Origin of the sequence: Inquilinus limosus MP06, assembly GCF_000767795.1 — a bacterium.
GTDB classification, from domain to species: Bacteria; Pseudomonadota; Alphaproteobacteria; order DSM-16000; family Inquilinaceae; genus Inquilinus; species Inquilinus limosus_E.
Genome location: NZ_JANX01000703.1, coordinates 1 through 2784, shown reverse-complemented (window position 1 = coordinate 2784; position 2784 = coordinate 1). Strand labels below are relative to the sequence as shown.

Sequence of the window (2784 nt, the reverse complement as noted above, 5' to 3'; positions counted from 1 at the left end):
CGGCCTAGGATCGCGCCGGCGCCGGCCGCGACGAAGAATTCGCCCAGAAGACGCAAGGGCGGTCGACGAAGACACTGACATGCGATTCATCCCGTGGCTCGATGGAGCCGCGAGAGTAGAAGCCGGCCGGATGGACGGGTTTTAAGTTCTGTTAAGAGATGTTTCCGCGACCCGCAGCCCCGCGAGCCAACGGATCGGTGGGCGGCAGCGAGATGCGGACGACCAGGCCGCGCGGTGCATGGTCCAGCAGCTCGATCCGGCCGCCGTGGCCGCGGACAACGTCCCGCGCGATCGACAGGCCCAGCCCGAAGCCCCGCCCCGCCGAGGCCGGCCGCGCGTCGTCGCCCTTGAAGAAGGGGTCGAAGACCTTCTCGCGCAGCGTCGCCGGGATGCCCGGACCGTCATCCGCCACCTCGACCTCCGCCCCGCCGGCCGCGCAGACCCGCAGCCCGACCCGCACCGCCGATCCGTGCTGGACCGCGTTGTCGACGATGTTGCTGACCGCCCGGGCCAGCGCGTTGGGCCGGCACACCCAGGCCAGGCGCGGCGGCCCGGCATAGGCGATGTCGTGGCCGACATCGCCGAATTCGACACAGATCGTCTGCAGCAGGCTGGGCAGGTCGACCCGCGACATCCGCTCCTCGCGGATGCCGGGCCGCAGATACTCCAGCGTCTCGTCCAGCATGCCGCTGATCCGCACCACCTCGTGCAGGATGCCGTCCCGCAGCTCCGCATCGCCGATCCGCTCGGCGCGCAGGCGCAACCGGGTCAGCGGCGTCCGGAGGTCGTGGCTGATCGCGGCCAGCATGCGGGTGCGATCGTCGATCAGGGCACGGATGCGGGTGCGCATGTCGTTGAGCGCATCGGCGACCTGGCCGATCTCGCGCGGCCCCCGGCGGTCGATCAGGCGGTTATCGTCGGGTGAATGGCCGAAGGATTCGGCCGCGTGCCCCAATGCCGACAGCGGCGCGATGATCCAGCGCACCGCATAGACCGACAGGAACAGGACGAAGACGAGCATCGTGATGATGATCAGGACGGTGGGCCTGAGGATGAACCGCCACAGGCTGGACAGGGTGGGGGCCGCGAACACCAGGGCGGACCGGTCGTCGAGCTGCACGATCAGGCCGTCGCCGGCGCCGGGGTGGAAGTCGGCGCTGCGCACCTCGATGCCCCAGAGGGTCCTCAGCTGAAACGCGATCACGCCGGTCGCGAACGGCATCGGCGCATCCGCGGGGCGGGCCGTGAACTCCGCCAGCGGGACCCGGACGGCGCTGAAACCGGCCCGCCGGGCGACGTCGAGGATCTTGTCGAGCTCCTCCAGGGTCTCGGCGGTCTGGGCGATCTGAATGACCTTGCCGATCCCCGTCGCCGAGAGCGAATCCCCGTCCCGCGCGTCGGGCTCCCGGAAGAACAGGAACAGGATGGCGCTGGTCAGCCCGATGCCCAGCAGCACGGACACGGCGAAGATCCCGGTGATCTGGACGGCGATGCTGTGCGGGATCAGGCGGGAGGGGAACCGCATCAGGCCGGCTCGACCCGCTCGGTGAACATATAGCCGCCGAGGCGCACGGTCTTGATGAAGCGCGGATTGTCGGGATCGGGCTCGATCTTCTGGCGGATGCGGCTGACATGGACGTCGATGCTGCGCTGCACCGGGCTGGCCAGGCCGCTATGGGTCAGCTCGATCAGCTGGTCGCGCGACAGCACCTGGCCGGGGTGGCCGCACAGCGCCGCCAGCAGGTCGAACTCGACGCTGGTCATCGCCACCTGCACCCCGTCGGGATCGTGCAGTTGGCGCGAGGCGGGATCGATCCGCCACCCGGCGAAGCGCAGCGGGCGTCGGCGGACACCGCCGCCGGCCCCGCCCTGGACGCGGCGCAGCAGTGCCCGGATGCGGGCCACCAGCTCGCGGGAATCGAACGGCTTGGGCAGGTAGTCGTCGGCCCCGATCTCCAGCCCGACGATCCGGTCGACCGCGTCGCCGCGCGCCGTCACCATGATGATCGGGATCGCCGAAGCGGCGCGGAGACGGCGGCAGATGCTGAGCCCGTCCTCCCCCGGCAGCATGATGTCGAGGACCACGAGATCGACCGGGACCAGGCGCAGCACCGCATCCATCTCGCCCGCATCGGCGACGGCGGAGACGGTGAAGCCGCTCTCGGCGAGAACGCCCTGCAGCATCCGCGAGATCTCGAGATCATCCTCGACGAGGAGGACATGCGGCTGTGCCTCCGGGCGCGCCGCTGCGGCGGTCGGCATGGTCTTTCTGGGTCCGGCCATGGCCCATTGTCTCAGCGGGCCGACGGCCGATCATCAGTCCAAATGTTATTTTTTGTAAACGCCGCTTCGGGCACCGGGACGGTGCCCTGTGGCGGCGCATTCTACACTGTCCGCTTCACAGCCATTGAAGATCAGAGGCCATTCTCTTCAGAGACGCGGGATCGCATTCTCGGCATCGGACACCGAGGGACTCCCATGAAGATCATCGTCATCGGCGCCACCGGCACGATCGGGTCGGCCGTCGCCGCCGCGCTGGAGCCGCGGCACAGGGTGGTGCGGGCGTCGCGCCGGGGCTCGCCGTCAGTCGACATGGCGGATCCGGAGTCGATCGCCGCGCTGCTGGCCGAGGCCGGACCGGTCGATGCCGTGATCTGCTGCGCGGCCAGCGCCCGAATGGCGCCGATCGACGCACCGGACGAGGCCTTCCTGGATGGGCTGCACGCCAAGCTGCTGGGCCAGGTGGCACTGCTGCGGCTGGCCCTGCCCCGGCTGCGCGACGGC

General features: G+C 69.9%; 3 protein-coding genes. 1 reads left to right on the top strand and 2 read right to left on the bottom strand.

Features of this window, described 5'->3' with window-relative positions:
- Positions 1 to 151: 151 nt before the first annotated feature.
- Positions 152 to 1525, bottom strand: a complete 1374-nt coding sequence (locus P409_RS31115; RefSeq protein WP_052121606.1) for an ATP-binding protein — start codon at positions 1523 to 1525, stop codon at positions 152 to 154.
- Complete coding sequence (locus P409_RS31110; protein ID WP_238578811.1) at positions 1525 to 2283, bottom strand: response regulator; 759 nt, start codon at positions 2281 to 2283, stop codon at positions 1525 to 1527. Before P409_RS31110 ends, P409_RS31115 begins: the two co-directional genes overlap by 1 nt.
- A gap of 195 nt (positions 2284 to 2478) precedes the next feature.
- Here P409_RS31110 and P409_RS31105 point away from each other — a divergent pair.
- On the top strand, positions 2479 to 2784 hold a 306-nt coding region (locus tag P409_RS31105; RefSeq protein WP_034847592.1), incomplete at its 3' end, for a sugar nucleotide-binding protein.

Bases quoted from the DNA above. Each gene is read 5' to 3' on its own strand.
- P409_RS31115 (WP_052121606.1), bottom strand. From the start codon at position 1,525: ATGCGGTTCCCCTCCCGCCTGATCCCGCACAGCATCGCCGTCCAGATC.
- P409_RS31110 (WP_238578811.1), bottom strand. From the start codon at position 2,283: ATGGCCGGACCCAGAAAGACCATGCCGACCGCCGCAGCGGCGCGCCCG.